This is a genomic window from Vibrio sp. D54, assembly GCF_021728075.1.
In the GTDB taxonomy this organism is placed as follows: domain Bacteria; phylum Pseudomonadota; class Gammaproteobacteria; order Enterobacterales; family Vibrionaceae; genus Vibrio; species Vibrio alginolyticus.
Window position 1 is genome coordinate 32,604 of sequence record NZ_JAKKCS010000011.1, and the last position, 14,097, is coordinate 46,700.

At 43.0% G+C, this 14,097-nt stretch carries 11 protein-coding genes; 9 read left to right on the top strand and 2 right to left on the bottom strand.

Annotated features, from left to right (window positions below):
• Positions 1-113 precede the first annotated feature (113 nt).
• Positions 114-716, top strand: a complete 603-nt coding sequence (locus L3V37_RS15040) for a 2OG-Fe(II) oxygenase (RefSeq protein ID WP_005377733.1) — start codon at positions 114-116, stop codon at positions 714-716.
• Positions 717-770: 54 nt separating this feature from the next.
• Here L3V37_RS15040 and L3V37_RS15045 read toward each other — a convergent pair whose 3' ends face one another.
• Entirely contained in the window at positions 771-2,036 is a 1,266-nt protein-coding gene (locus L3V37_RS15045) for an HD domain-containing phosphohydrolase (RefSeq protein WP_237306523.1), read from the bottom strand.
• A 629-nt stretch (positions 2,037-2,665) separates the two neighbouring features.
• On the opposite strand from L3V37_RS15045, the gene L3V37_RS15050 reads away from it, so the two are divergent.
• The 8 genes from L3V37_RS15050 to L3V37_RS15085 all read left to right on the top strand — a co-directional run bounded on the left by L3V37_RS15050 (position 2,666) and on the right by L3V37_RS15085 (position 13,312).
• Positions 2,666-3,859 (top strand): iron-containing alcohol dehydrogenase, encoded by a 1,194-nt coding sequence (locus L3V37_RS15050; RefSeq protein WP_237306524.1) that lies wholly within the window; start codon positions 2,666-2,668, stop codon positions 3,857-3,859.
• 161 nt (positions 3,860-4,020) lie between these two features.
• Positions 4,021-5,226, top strand: a complete 1,206-nt coding sequence (locus L3V37_RS15055; RefSeq protein ID WP_237306525.1) for an aromatic amino acid transport family protein — start codon at positions 4,021-4,023, stop codon at positions 5,224-5,226.
• Positions 5,227-5,500: 274 nt separating this feature from the next.
• Complete coding sequence (locus L3V37_RS15060) at positions 5,501-6,625, top strand: HD-GYP domain-containing protein (protein WP_237306526.1); 1,125 nt, start codon at positions 5,501-5,503, stop codon at positions 6,623-6,625.
• A gap of 87 nt (positions 6,626-6,712) precedes the next feature.
• Positions 6,713-6,931, top strand: a complete 219-nt coding sequence (locus L3V37_RS15065; RefSeq protein ID WP_005377723.1) for a hypothetical protein — start codon at positions 6,713-6,715, stop codon at positions 6,929-6,931.
• A 324-nt stretch (positions 6,932-7,255) separates the two neighbouring features.
• Positions 7,256-8,020 (top strand): ABC transporter ATP-binding protein, encoded by a 765-nt coding sequence (locus L3V37_RS15070; RefSeq protein ID WP_237306527.1) that lies wholly within the window; start codon positions 7,256-7,258, stop codon positions 8,018-8,020.
• Between the two features lie 11 nt (positions 8,021-8,031).
• Positions 8,032-8,916, top strand: a complete 885-nt coding sequence (locus L3V37_RS15075) for an ABC transporter substrate-binding protein (RefSeq protein WP_237306528.1) — start codon at positions 8,032-8,034, stop codon at positions 8,914-8,916.
• Entirely contained in the window at positions 8,913-10,889 is a 1,977-nt protein-coding gene (gene fhuB / locus L3V37_RS15080; protein ID WP_237306529.1) for a Fe(3+)-hydroxamate ABC transporter permease FhuB, read from the top strand. Before L3V37_RS15075 ends, fhuB begins: the two co-directional genes overlap by 4 nt.
• Positions 10,890-11,089: 200 nt before the next feature.
• A complete protein-coding gene (locus L3V37_RS15085) occupies positions 11,090-13,312 on the top strand; it encodes a TonB-dependent siderophore receptor (protein WP_237306530.1) in 2,223 nt (740 codons plus the stop codon).
• Between the two features lie 42 nt (positions 13,313-13,354).
• Here the strand turns inward: L3V37_RS15085 and L3V37_RS15090 are convergent, their stop codons facing one another.
• Positions 13,355-13,903 carry a hypothetical protein gene (locus tag L3V37_RS15090; protein WP_005377712.1) on the bottom strand — a complete coding sequence of 183 codons (549 nt, stop codon included), beginning with the start codon at positions 13,901-13,903 and terminating at the stop codon, positions 13,355-13,357.
• Between the last annotated feature and the right edge of the window lie 194 nt (positions 13,904-14,097).

Here is a 14,097-nt window from a genome sequence, read left to right on the forward strand (position 1 = left end):
ACCTATTTTTACTCTCTTTTTATTTTGTTGTCGTTTCGACAAAAAATCGCATTTGTTGTGGGGTTGAAGATTTTTTATATAGACCGCCCAACTAATATGAGTGAACGACAATAATGGATAAAATGATCGATGCGTTAGCAACCCATGGCTACTACATCTGGGATGATTTTCTTTCTGAACAAGAAGTGGCTCAATTACGAGACTGCATTCCAAGTAACTGGAAAAAAGCGCGTATTGGTCGTAATGACGATGTGACACGTATTGAGTCAATTCGAAGTGACAAAATTCAATGGTTATCGCCCAATATGGGGCACGCGGTTACTTCTTACTTAGATAAGATGGAAGAAATACGCCAAGAAGTGAACCGTCACTTGTTTCTGGGGCTTTTTGAGTATGAAGCTCACTTTGCCAAGTACGAGGAAGGGGATTTCTACCAAAAGCATCTAGATTGTTTTAAGGGCAATGAAAACCGTCGATTGACAACCGTTTTTTACATGAACGAATCTTGGACGGAAAAGGATGCAGGTGAATTGGTGGTTTACGATCTAAACGATAATAAGATAGCAACCATCCCTCCTCAATCAGGACGCTTACTTTTATTCTTATCTGAGCAATTCCCGCATGAGGTTTTACCGACCAACGCAGAGCGGTTCAGCATTGCAGGTTGGTTCAGAATCAATGGTGTGCGAGACAATGTACTTGATATTGCAAAATGATTGGTTTGCAACCAGCATAAAATCAGCAAAGGGCGTAGATACGCCCTTTATCGATTAAACATTAGTTGATAGCTCGTAACACTCGGTCATGTTTCGCTCTAGTACTTCATAGACGTCAGGACAAAGTTCTTGTTTAGCGACTTGCTCACCCATAATCGCGGCGATTTGTGCTTGAGCCATTCGTCCGCGGTAGGGACGGTCCTGAGACAGAGCTTGAAAAACATCGGCAACCGCGACAATACGCGATGGTACATCGAGTTCGTCTCTTGTTTTATGATAAGGATAGCCAGAACCGTCCAAACGCTCGTGATGATTAGAGGCCCACTCCGCTATTTTAGCGTTGGGAAACACTTTGTGTAATGCGAGCTGAGTATCAATTGTATGGCGTTTAATACGCGTATACTCTTGTTTATTAAGAGAGCCTTCTTTATGAAGAATCTCATCTGGTGTTTTTAACTTTCCGATATCATGCACCAACCCAGCAATAAATAACATCTCTTGGTCGTGCTCACAGAACCCAAGCTTGATGGCTAGATACCGAGATAACTCCGCCACTTTTTGCGAATGTTGATAAGTAAATGGGCTTTTTGCGTCAACAATTCGAGCGATAAACATTCCCAAACTATTCATATCTTGGATGGTGAGCTGTTTTTGAAGCCAATCAATGCTTTTAAAGTTTAATCCGATGGTTTCTATATTTTCAGACTCCATCGCGAACCAAAATGCGTCGGTCATAACGAGCTTAACCATTGCCTTAGCCATGTCTGGATTAAACAAAGTTCCAGCGTTTGCCATGATGCATTCTGCAATTAGTTCTTCATGAAGAGTGACAATGTCGCAGTGGCAGTTCATGACGTATTTGGAACGCATAAAATCGAGACGATCGGCTAAATAGAGTAGGGCAGCGACCTCTTTTTCAAAAGGCGGTAAATCAAGATATTTTAGTTCACTCCAATGTGTATGGTGGTAAAGAACAGGTGTAGCAAACTGACGCAACAAACGACACTGCTTGAGGCTTCGGTATCCTCTTAAGCAATGTGTTTTTACATCTTGTGGCACCAACTCCTCAAGTAACATTTTATGTTCTTGTGTTTCGGAGACCCCACAATCGTGGATCATCCCTGCGAAGTAGCAAAACTCCGCTTTTTCTGGTTCCCAGTTCATGACCCGAGCACATTGGTAAGCGATGTAAGCGACACGGTGGCTATGGTGCGTATCATCAACACCTACATAGTCGAGTGCTCGAGCAACCCAGATAAGTGCTTGTTTCAGATCGACTTCAAAGCCCATGTCCGTATGGGAATGGCAAGAATGATTCATGGTTTATACCGACATTGCTAATTAGCCCACGCTAAACCCAAATCAGAAGGTGATAGGAAAAATTGGGTACGACAGCGAATAGACCCCAAAAAGGTGGGCGTTTAGACATAGTTTTGATTATGGGCGGGATAATAATCCTAGTTGCATAATAATATCACCTGAAGCTCATGGTTAAGAGTCAGATATTTGAACTAAGTATAAGTTTTGAAAGATTATTGTTGCTCTTGTTGACTTATTTGAAAACGACAATAAATCATGATGTAACGCATTCTTATTTTTATTTTTGTAGATCGTGTTCGGGCTCAACCAGAGACACACGGTATTGATGTCTGATTAACAGAATTCATATTGTTGCTTTTGAAGGCAAAAAATAAGAAGACTTCTTCGAGGCTTGCTCTGTAACTAACAGAGTAATAGGGAAAGCAGCTTGCTAACTACATGACAATAGAGCGTCGTTGAAAACATTTTCTCTGTAGCTCATGTCGTTGAGGAAAGATAATAAAATGGTACGGTTTCCCAGCAATGCTAGCCCTTTTAGTGAGATAAGTTTATTGAAAATGTGTGATTGCAAAGTAAGCATAGGTAGTAAAAGTAGCTAGAATGATAGCTCTAAATGAAAAGGATTTCGTATGTTGAAGCATCGTTTATATCGGACTTACACCGCAGGGTTAAAAATAGCAGCCCATATCCTTCCTATGCCGAGACCAACCTTGTTTTCCGGCCCTGGTTCGATGAATGAGCTATTAGAATCGATGACCGAGCTGGGATTTAAACGCGTTTTGTTAGTTACCGACGAAGGGTTAGTCCAAGTTGGTATTGTAGATAAGGTGCTTGAGGCTGCAGCAAAACTCGATTTACAGTTAGATGTTTTCTCGCAAGTTAAGCCCGATCCTACCTATGATCAGGTAGAGAGCGGTCTAGAGGCTTATCATCGTTTTCATTGTGAGGGCATATTAGCTTTGGGTGGCGGCTCTGCAATGGATTGTGCAAAAGTCATCGCTGCGAAAGTTACCAATAAACGGCCAATAAAAAAATTAGCTGGACTATTGAAGGTATGGCGAATGCCAGCGCCGCTTTTTGCTATTCCAACAACGGCTGGAACCGGAAGTGAAGTTACTATCGCTGCGGTCGTGTCAGATCCCTCCTCACACATTAAAACCCCTTTAATGGATCCAAAGCTGGTGCCACTAATGACAGCTTTAGATGCGAATTTAATGATTGGTTTACCTCCTAAGATCACGGCTGATACTGGCGTTGATGCATTAACCCACGCTATTGAGGCCTATGTATCGAAAAACGCTACTCAAGAAACGATGGCTTATTCGGTTGCCGCTATTAAACTCATTTTTAAATATCTTCCTAGGGCTGTGATGCAAGGGGATGATGTCGAAGCTCGTCATAAAATGGCTATGGCATCCTATTACGCGGGTTTAGCATTTACCAAAGCGAGTTTGGGTTATGTTCATGCCTTTGCTCACACATTCGGTGCGAGATATGGAATACCTCATGGTATGGCAAACGGATTAGCCTTGTTGCCTGTGCTGCGCTTTTCATTATCAGAGATTGAGCCTCAACTAAGAAAGCTCGATGAGTTGACGGCCGAGGGGCAGTTAGGTTACGCAAGTGCTCAGCATTTTTTGGCGAATCTGGAGTCCTTGTTTTCAACTATTGATATTGAGCAAACCAGTGCGCTCATTCAACGTGAAGATGCTGATGCGCTTGTTGATTTAATTCTGAAAGAGGCGCACTGGAATTACCCTGTTCCCAAGTTCATGAACAGGGAAGAATGCACACAGTTATTGTTAAATATTAGCAAGGTGTAAATTATAGTTTACATGTGTGGTTTTTTATCCTTACACTTTGCTTGATCTTCTGCTAAAGATCCTACAATATCGACGGTAATACAAATATGGTGTTGGTTTCGGTGCGCCGTTGCCCGATCTAATACTGATAATTTCTAATAAAGTGTAAAGATTAATATACAATGAGTCGTTCTAAAGTATTCGGTAGTACGCTAATTATTGCGGGCACTACAATCGGTGCTGGTATGCTAGCGCTTCCACTTGCCTCTGCCGGCATTGGTTTTTCAACTTCAATTATCATCATGCTAGGCTTATGGGCTCTGATGGCTTTCACTGCCTTGCTTATGCTTGAGCTTCATCAACATGCGGAGAGTAGTGCTACACTTCATACTTTGGCGAAACAGATCCTAGGTCAAAAAGGCAAGTGGGTGGCAAGTTTTGCGATGTTGTTCCTTTTCTACTCGTTGTGTGCAGCGTATATCGCTGGCGGTGGTGCTCAGTTCGGAGACCGCCTTGCACAATGGTTTGACCTCGATATTTCAGGGCCTACATCAACGATAATCTTTACCTTGATTGTGACTTTAGTTGTGACAGTGGGTACCGGTACGGTCGATAAAGTAAACCGAGTACTGTTCGCGATGAAGCTCATTGCGATGGTTGCGGTGCTTTCTTTTCTTGCTCCAAACGTTACGGAATCTTACTTGTTAAGTATGCCAATCGAACAAGGCCTTGTTGTAGCGGCGATTCCGGTTATCTTTACTTCGTTTGGTTTCCACGGAAGTATTCCTGCAATTGTGAACTACTTAGACGGTGACACCTCTTCTTTACGCAAAGCCGTTATTATTGGTTCGACGATTCCACTCGTTATTTATATCTTTTGGCAAATCGTGACGTTGGGTGTGGTTAGCCAAAGTACTCTTATTGAAAACGGTGGGTTGAGCGCGCTTATTGGTCAACTATCGCAGACGGTGCACCAATCAAACTTAGGCAACATTGTCGGTGTATTTGCTGATTTGGCACTGTTAACGTCATTTCTTGGTGTGAGTTTAGGTCTATTCGAGTTTTTGGGTGATACCATCAAAGGAACTAACGATAAGCCTAATCGTTTGATTGCGGCACTAGTGACGTTTACCCCACCGCTAGGCTTCGCACTTTTCTATCCTCAGGGCTTTATTATGGCTTTGGGCTATGCAGCGATTGCCTTAGCGATTTTAGCCATCTTTTTGCCTTTGGTTATGGTGATCAAGGTTCGTAAATCGGATGATTTTACTGGGGAGTACCGCGTCGCTGGTGGTCAAGGTGCGCTAGTGATAACGGGCATCGCTGGCACTGGCATCGTATTAGCTCAGGTGTTAATTACGCTGGGTGTGCTTCCTGCTCTAGGCTAGTTGTTTAGAACGTTCTTTGAATAACCTCTAGTTACTGAACCCATCATAATCAATCAGTATTTTTAGGCCAACGAGTTTCGCTCGTTGGCTTTTTTAATCTGGATCAAATTACCGTAAGATATCCGGTGAAAAAATTGGTAGAAATGTGCTTTTATTTCGTACACTTAAGTTGTGGTATATCGATAATTTAAGTGGAGAAAACCGCTCAAAATACCATTGAATTTGCAACACAATGAGCTTTTCTTGTTTCTCTGCTTTGGTGTGGAGGTGAAGCATGGCGCACCGGAGTTTTTACCCGTTTGCAAAACCGCTTAACGAGCAACTGCAAACGCTAAAAGGCAGGATGCAGGCGCACTTGCCATGTATTGATAGGGTGTCATTTGCAAAATATCACCCAGACCAAGATGTGCTCAAATCATTTGCAGAAAGTGAGTTCGACACTTGGTGTTTAGCCCATCACGAATCAGCATTCCGTAAACTCCACCACCTCAATATTGCCTCTAAAAACGCGGTTCCTCGTATCGTCGAAGACCTTCATGATATTAATCACTGTCCTCGGGTTCAAATTTTACTCAAACACGGATATCAGTCGTCGGCTGCTATTCCTTGTTATGACAATAAAGCTTTTACTGGTTTTGTATTTTTGAACTCCACTCAACGTGATGCGTTTAGTTTAGAAGCGCTGAATGGTCTTAAACCTTATTTCGAAATGATTCGATTTGCGGTTGAATCAGAAACTCAAGTAGTCAACGCAATAGAAACGCTAGCGAACCGAATGCAATGTATGATGCCAGGCTACTCACCGGAGTATTACGCGCATACCAAACGCATGAAGTACTACAGTCAAATCATCGCAACGCAGTTAGCGGATCGTTATCACCTGAATGACGAAATGGTCGAAGATATTGGTATTTTTGCTCAGTTCCATGCGCTCGGTGATAGTCAGCTGCCAGTTGAAATTGCTAGCCGCCGAACAAATTACTCTCAAGAACAAGAGGCGATATTGATTCAACATATTGAGCGTTGTATCGATTCAGCGGATGACATAGTTGCCCGTATCGGAAATCCGGTTCACCCGAGTGTGACTTTGTTTTTGCAGATGGTTACTTATCAGTACGAAAACTTAAATGGTACTGGTTATCCGTATCGTTTAACCAGTGACGATATACCAATCGCCGCGCAAATTACGGCTGTCGCGAATGCCTTTGATTTTATGACAACGCACCATCCGTATAGACAAGCGTGGTCCATCCCATACGCATTGTTAGAGCTTGAAAAATGGGTATATCAGGGATGGTTATCTCGAGAATGTGTTAATGCTCTGCGAGAGCATCAAGGTTATATAAAGCAAATCATCCACAAATATCCCGAGCACTATACAGGCTTGGGGCTGATGTGAAGATCAGTAAAGGAGTTGAAATGTTGACGAGGAGGAATATTTAAACAATACTGTTTTTATATACAGTAATAAGTTTGGAGGTGAAGTATGTTGTGGGAAACCCTTGAAAGAGTAAACCGCTTACGCCAACAAGCACTTGCAAATCCTGAGTTTGTTGAGTCAGCAAAAGAGCACGAACAAGCACTTCAGGAGCAAGAATACCATTATCAAACTAAGAAAAAGCGTTCAGCCAAAGACAAACAAGGTAAAAAGTCGCTGGCCGATATCTATAAAGAAGTAGAGTTTGGCGCTGACGCTCGTCATTAATGTATTCACTGCGGCATTTTTCATTTCTTCATACGCTGCAGTATTCGTTCAAATTTATGCGAGAGCAGTGGGAGACCGCTGCTCTCGTTGACCTGCCTATAATTTACTAATGAAGTTCAGCCGAGCAAATTATCACTAACACTTAGCAATTCTCTCAATGATCTTGTTGATGTAATGATAATGACAACGGTTTGCATTTGTATCTTTGTTGTTATATAAAACCTCCCTTATTAATCGTTCTGTTGAATAAGAACGGCAAACGTGATCAACGAATGAGAGCTTTGAATAACTGTTATTCGTAAATGGCTATTAGGTGAAGTAGGGATGTTGGAAGCTAAAGCACTCCAGTTTGAGATTGAAGGCAAGTCATTGCTAAAAGCGTTTGATGTGACATTTGAACCCGGAAAAACATACGCTCTTGTTGGACACAATGGTTCAGGAAAATCCACATTGTTAAAGTTGCTGGCACAGCAACAGCAATACACAGCTGGTGACGTGGTTCTGCATGGAACGAGCATTAACGATCTCTCAGCGAAAAAATTCGCCCAACACATTGCCTACTTGCCTCAGCATCTTCCGGTGACCGACAGTATTTTAGGTCGAGATTTAGTCGGTTTTGGTCGTTATCCATGGCATGGTTTACTTGGACGTTTGAGTAAGAAAGATCACGACATTGTTGAAGAAGCAATGGCGATGACAGGCACACTAAAATACGCAGATCGCTTAGTGGACACGTTATCTGGAGGAGAGCGTCAACGTGTGTGGCTAGCTATGCTGTTAGCCCAAAAAACCGAGTATTTGCTTCTTGATGAGCCTTTGTCTGCGCTAGATATCAGCCATCAAGTAGATATGTTGAAGCTTATCTCTAAACTCAGTCAAGAACTGGGCTTGGGCGTTATTATTGTATTACACGACATCAACTTGGCTGCACGATTTTGCGACTACATCGTTGCATTACATCAAGGTGATTTGATTGCACAAGGCAATGTTGAACAGGTGTTTACTGAACCTAAGTTGAGGGACATATATGGGATAGAGATGAAGATCTCTGACCACCCTGCGGGTTATCCGGTGGCGATGCCAAGCTAAAGGTTGGAATAATGAGCAGTACAAACACTCGACTTAAACATTTCTCTTTCGCTCTCTCACTTAGTGCGCTTTTGGTCGGTTCCTTTCAAGCAGTAGCTGAGGCGTCACCTCGGGTGATGTCGGTTGATTGGACACAAACTGAAACGATGTTGGCTTTAGGGGTCGTACCTGTAGGCGTTGCTCAAGGGCAAGATTACGATGCTTGGGTAAAATCGCCACCGTTACCACCTCAAACGAAGGATGTAGGGTTAAGAACTCAACCCAATATAGAGCGTATTTACGAGCTCAGACCTGACCGTATTTTTATTGCCCCGTACTTCTCCTCAATGAAGCATCGCTTAGTCGATATTGCCCCCGTTACCACGATTGACTTATATGAAAGCGGGATCACAGATTGGTCGGTACTTACCAGTTTCACTCGGAGGTTTGGTGAAGAGCTAGGAAGAGAAGCGGAAGCTGAGGCACTTATACAAAAATATGAAGAACGTTTCTCTTTATTAAAACAGCGCATAAACAAAGACCAGCCGCCGCTTTTAATGATTCAGTTTATGGATACAAAGCACGTTCGTGTTTTTGGTCAAAATAGTCTTTACTCTCAGGCTATCGAAAAGATTGGGTTGAGTAATGCATGGAATGAAAAGACGAATAGCTGGGGCTTCAGCCTAGTTGGCATCGACAAGTTAGCTGGTATAAAAGCTCAAATTGTTATCGTAGAGCCATTACCTTATGGTGGAGCAGAGCAGCTCTCTCAAGACCCATTTTGGCAATATGTTGTTCAACAATCTGGTGAAAAGGTCATGCAAGTCGCGCCCGTTTGGAGTTTTGGTTCTATGCCTTCAGCACTCCGTTTCGCAGAGTTAGTTACGGTGAGTAAGGTCGAGGAGTTAACACAATGAAAACGATGCCTTTAAGCTTTGTGGTGTTACTTTCGGCATTTACCTTTTCTATTGGTGCTTTCCAATTGTACCAAGTAAGCTCATTTTCGTTGGCGCTAAGCAGTTTATGGGAGCCTAACTTTCAATCTATCGATTCTGTTTTACTTCACTTTAGCTGGTGGCCTCGCGTCTTCACCACGATTATATCTGGTGCTGGATTAGCGGTTGCTGGGGTATTGATGCAGCAAGTGCTGCGTAACCCTCTCGCTTCACCCACGACACTTGGTGTGGCGAGTGGTTCAAGTTTTTCTTTGATGTTAGCTACGCTATTCGCACCTTGGATGTTGGATATCGCGCCTAATTTGGTTGCTCTCATCGGCGGTGTGATATCGATGGGGTTGGTGATGCTGTTGTCATGGCGACGAGCGTTATCTCCAACGGTTGTCGTCGTTTCTGGGTTAGTGATAAACCTGTACTTTGCATCATTAAGTACGGTTATTCTGATGATGAATACCGAAAAGCTGAATGGGTTAATGATATGGGGAGCCGGTTCGCTTGTTCAGAGTGGATGGGGAGATTTCTCGTATCTTGCACCTCGAATCGCACTTGCTACGGTTATCGCATTTGTGATTGCAAAGCCGTTAAGTCTGTTGGAACTCTCCGAGCAAGGTGCCAAGAGTTTAGGTGTCTCGTTAGCTAAGTTGCGTTTTGTCTGTCTTGGGCTTGCGGTGTTAATCACTTCTTGGGTGGTTTCTGCCGTAGGAATCATCGGTTTCATCGGGTTAGCGGCGCCAGCGATTACTCGATTGATAGGTATCAATAAAATCCAGCATAAGCTTTGGGTATCAATGCTGATTGGTGCCATGTTATTGACTTTAACCGATTTGGTTATTCAGCAACTGCCAGGGCTAATGGCGAGTTTTATACCAACGGGAGCAGCAACCGCTGCACTGGGCGCTCCGTTACTGTTATGGCTGTTACCTCGTTTATCACAAAAGACGCAGAGCCATACTCAAACAGTGTTAACTCGACACCGTCAACATGTTTACAAGCTAAACCCTAAAGCGATCTCATTGGCGTTGATCGGCACGTTAATTTCTGTTGTTCTTTTTGCCACGGTTGCTGTGCAAAATGAAGGGTGGACAAACTTATTTGCTAGCCAAAATTGGATTTTTTTGGAATGGCGCGCACCTAGATTATTTGCAGCAGCAATTGCGGGGGCAATGTTAGCGATTGCTGGAACCATGATTCAACGCCTAAGTGGAAATCCAATGGCAAGTCCTGAAGTGATCGGTATCAGTTCAGGGACAGCGATGGGATTGATCATCGCGATGTTTACTGGGTTTGGTTCGTCAATTTTCACTCTTTCTCTAGGCGGGCTCGTAGGCGCATTAGCGACGGTATTAGTCATTGTGCTGCTAAACCGTAAGTCAGGCTTTCAGCCGGAGCGTATTTTGTTGACTGGTATTGCAATAACCGCACTGATGAATGCAATACAGAGCTTTATTCTAGCCACTGGTGACCCAAGAAGTTATCAAGCATTGGCTTGGTTGTCTGGGTCTACCTACTATGTCTCGGTTGAAACGTTACTCCCATTGTCTTTATCTGCGCTTGTCTTTATAGGGTTGAGTTTTCTCTGCGTAAGATGGCTAGATATTCTTCCTGTCGGTGCCGCTTCCTCTAAAGCACTTGGAATTCGAGTTGATCGTTCACGCGCAATACTGCTTCTTTTAGTTGCTTGTCTCACGGTCAGTGCGACATTGGTTGTTGGCCCGATTAGCTTTGTTGGGTTGTTGGCTCCGCATTTAGCTCGCTTATTTGGTTTTAACAAAGCGTCACAACACATGTTATGCGCCGCGATACTGGGGGCAGGGGTGATGTTGTTGGCTGATTGGTTGGGACGACAGGTCCTTTACCCGCAAGAAATACCAACAGGACTTATGGCGTCTCTCATTGGCGGTTTGTATTTAATGTGGGGTTTACGCCGTTTATAGAGATGAGTTAAGCCTCAACCAAGAAAGTACTTATACAAATAAGCACTCGTAGTGGCATTCGTAACCTATGCGAGTGCTTTATGCAAAACCTCTGGTTTGTCTTTTACGGAAACAACTGGCGATGCCGTAACTCGCTTTTCTTTCAGCGGTCGCTGAAGTCATGAAGGGTTGGTTTGGCTGCCGACAAAAAGGAGAAGAATATGACTCGGCAGTTTATGCTGACACCAACTTCGATGGCGGTTGTATTAGCTTTATCAACGCCAAATGTCTTGGCTCAGGAAGATGAAAATATAGTTGTGATTGGACAGCAGCAAGACAGTGCAGTTGGTCCTGATTTTCGTTATCTTGGAGCGAAGAGTCGGGCAGCGACGAAAACTGATATTGCCATCAATGAGACTCCAAGAGCGGTGTCTGTTGTTACGCGAGAGCAAATGGATGATCGTGCCTCTATTAGCATTTCTGACGCGCTACAGTACACACCAAGCATTCAAACTAACTATTTTGGCGAAGATAACAAGCAAGATTGGTTTATTATTCGTGGTTTTAAACAGGCGAACAGCGGGTTGTATCAAGATGGTACTCGTTTATATTCTTCTGGCTTCTATAGTTGGCAAATAGATCCGTTTGCGTTAGAGAGGGTTGAAGTTTTACGTGGTGCAGCGTCTGTTCTTTATGGGCAAAACCCTCCAGGTGGGGTTATCAATGTTGTCAGTAAGAGACCTCAATTTGATGGGGGGTCAGGACTTGTATCTTTGGAGTACGGTTCTGAAGACCGTAAACAACTTTCTCTTGACGTAAACTCTGAGGTGAGTGAGCAGCTAGCTTTTCGCTTTCAAGGGTTAGCGAGAAAAAATGGGACGAGAATTAGTGGTGTAGAAGCAGAGCGCATTCTTCTCTCTCCATCGATGACGTACAAATTTAATGAGACGTCTGAAATTACCTTTCTAACGAGCTATCAAAAAGACGACTCAGATCCTTATCTGCAATTTTTGCCAGTTGAAGGAACGTTAACGCCAAACAAAAATGGAAAGATCAGTGATAGTTTAGCGATAGGCAATCCTAACTGGGAGACGTTTGAGCGTGAGCAGGTGTCTTTAGGCTATGAGTTTTCTCATGCATTTAATGATACCACTTCATTTGTTCAAGCAGCTCGTTACAGCGAAATGGATGTTAAGCTAAGACAAATGTATTCGTACGTTTACTCGGCTGACGTGCCTGCGTTGGGGCAGGCTTTGGACCCATCAAATGAACGCAAAACCATACTTCGGGGCGCTTCAACAGAAGATGGGTCATCTGATGCTTTTAATATCGATAATCGTTTGATGCACCAAGTAAATTGGGGAAGTGTTGAGCATAACTTGATGTTGGGCATAGATTTTCAAATGATCAGTATCGATGGTAAAGATTTTGCCAATGACCCTATCGTTGCTAATGGTAATGCATTATTAAACACACCAATGGGAGCTTTGCCCGATCCTAGGTTTAATGTATTTAATCCTACTTATTCGGATAACATAATGTTACTCGATCCGAATACGCTACAACCATTGAGCGAAACCGATAAGCAAAGAACGAAAATCGATAATCAGCAACTCGGCGTCTACTTTCAAGATCATATGCTGATCAACGATAAATGGGCGATGTTATTGGGGGCACGTTACGACGATACAAGTAATGAAGTACATAATGTTACCACGGGTGCTCGCACGAAAGTCGATAATGGAGAGTGGACGTTTAGCGTGGGAACGGCTTATATTTCTGATTCTGGTTTCACGCCATACTTTAGTTACTCTCAGTACTTTGATCCAATTATTCAAGAAGACAGCAATGGTAAGCCAGCGAAGCCTGAAAGCGGTGATCAATTTGAAATCGGTATGAAATACCAACCGGATTCATTTGATGGTTATTTCAATATTGCAACGTATCGGGCAACAAAAGAAAACTTGGCTCGTATCTACTTGAGTGAATTAACGCAAATAGGAAAAATAGAAAATAACGGCGTTGAGTTTGAAGCTGTAGCTAATGTGACACCATCCTTAACATTGATCGGGAACATTGCGTACGTTGATGCAGAGATAAAAGAAGACATCAATAAGGCATGGGTTGGCAAAACACCTTCCCAAGTGGCGAATACCGTATCATCAGCTTGGGCACAATATCGTTTCTTTGATGGACCTCTTGATGGCTTTGCTGTTGGCTTAGGCGCGCGCTATACAGGTGAGTCATACGGAGACAACGAAGAGAGACTAAAAGTACCAAGTTATTTCTTAATGGATGCGACGGTCAGTTATCGAATCGGCGATTACAAGCTACAAGTCGCAGCTAAAAACATCGCGGATAAAAAGTACATAGCGACATGTGATGGCTTTTGTTGGTATGGCGACCGACAAAATGTTATTGCAAGTTTAACTTACGACTGGTGAGTTAACGTATAAATAAACACCCCTAACTTTAGGGGTGTTTATTTAGAAATCGGCTTTACGGACAAAGTGCGGGTTTTTGTACTTTTTCTGCGGACCAAACGATGATACGACAAGTTTGTTCCATAATGTTTTGTCAAACTCACCCTTTGGAATCGAAGGGTAGAGGGTTTCCTCTTCTTCTCTTGCAAAGTTCATATATTGTTTCTTTTTAATTTGATTGTACTTTTTGGCGATCTGGTTATGTTTTCTTACCCACTCCAGCTTGTAATTGTGGAGCACTTTTTCACCATCTTCGAGACTCATTCGAGATAGGAACAGTCGCTTGTATGAGACCTTTCTGTCCAGCATTGTGCGCATAACGGTTTGGATATATTTACCGTGATGCGTAATGGTAATGTCGTTTTCATCAATAGGAGTGACACACCAGCCTTTAGGTAAAAAGTCTGGCTTCTTAAATTGCTTATTACGCTCCATTAGCGCCTGATGTAAAACTAAATCAGAGGTGCCGCGGAACGTCTTTTGCCATTTACCGATACGAATTTGAATCGAACCAGGCAAGCGATAGATGTTAGTAAACTTATCTTTGTCCATGGACTTGTGTCATGAGATTAATGTGCATAATTAGAAAGCGGAATTCAGTCCAATGCCACAGGCAGTAGACTTAAGTACCGTACGATTTTACAACGACCTTGCGCGATATAGCGAGGGGTTATGTCAATAATAGGTAAGAAATAGAAAATTAGTTCACATTATGTAGAAATTGGAAGCTAACAAGGCTAAATTTT

Coding starts and splice junctions, on each gene's coding strand:
- L3V37_RS15040 (WP_005377733.1), top strand. CDS start 114: ATGGATAAAATGATCGATGCGTTAGCAACCCATGGCTACTACATCTGG.
- L3V37_RS15045 (WP_237306523.1), bottom strand. CDS start 2,036: ATGAATCATTCTTGCCATTCCCATACGGACATGGGCTTTGAAGTCGAT.
- L3V37_RS15050 (WP_237306524.1), top strand. CDS start 2,666: ATGTTGAAGCATCGTTTATATCGGACTTACACCGCAGGGTTAAAAATA.
- L3V37_RS15055 (WP_237306525.1), top strand. CDS start 4,021: ATGAGTCGTTCTAAAGTATTCGGTAGTACGCTAATTATTGCGGGCACT.
- L3V37_RS15060 (WP_237306526.1), top strand. CDS start 5,501: ATGGCGCACCGGAGTTTTTACCCGTTTGCAAAACCGCTTAACGAGCAA.
- L3V37_RS15065 (WP_005377723.1), top strand. CDS start 6,713: ATGTTGTGGGAAACCCTTGAAAGAGTAAACCGCTTACGCCAACAAGCA.
- L3V37_RS15070 (WP_237306527.1), top strand. CDS start 7,256: ATGTTGGAAGCTAAAGCACTCCAGTTTGAGATTGAAGGCAAGTCATTG.
- L3V37_RS15075 (WP_237306528.1), top strand. CDS start 8,032: ATGAGCAGTACAAACACTCGACTTAAACATTTCTCTTTCGCTCTCTCA.
- fhuB (WP_237306529.1), top strand. CDS start 8,913: ATGAAAACGATGCCTTTAAGCTTTGTGGTGTTACTTTCGGCATTTACC.
- L3V37_RS15085 (WP_237306530.1), top strand. CDS start 11,090: ATGACTCGGCAGTTTATGCTGACACCAACTTCGATGGCGGTTGTATTA.
- L3V37_RS15090 (WP_005377712.1), bottom strand. CDS start 13,903: ATGGACAAAGATAAGTTTACTAACATCTATCGCTTGCCTGGTTCGATT.